1 pseudogene is annotated in these 361 nt (G+C 54.0%); it reads right to left on the reverse strand.

What is annotated here, in order from left to right:
* Positions 1 to 332: pseudogene (locus KDM89_RS20495) on the reverse strand (haloacid dehalogenase-like hydrolase); the annotation flags it as partial.
* Positions 333 to 361 lie beyond the last annotated feature (29 nt).

Here is a 361-nt window from a genome sequence, read left to right on the forward strand (position 1 = left end):
CCAGCCGGAACATTCTGACGCACGATCGCAGAGAATTCAGCCGGGCTCAGTTTGAAAGCGAGCTGGTTGATCTGATACATCAGCAGCGCTTCTTCGCAGTCATTCATGATACTGGTGTTATCCCAGTCAAACACGGCATAAGGCTTACGTTGTGGATTGTAGCTCTTGCTGGTAATGCCATGTTTGGCAATCAATGCAGCGATCAGTTCACGATTGCGCGGTGCCCATTTAGCACTGTCCAGGATGACGGCCGGTGCAGCTGCTGCAACTGGGCGAGCCAGCGCTGGTGCAGCCAACGCGGCACCAGCTGCCGTTGCCATCAATCCCTGAATAAAGCCACGACGTGGTTTGTCTGTGTGTT

This window comes from Cognatundibacterium luofuense, from assembly GCF_018139685.1.
Lineage (GTDB): Bacteria > Pseudomonadota > Gammaproteobacteria > Burkholderiales > Burkholderiaceae_D > Undibacterium > Undibacterium luofuense.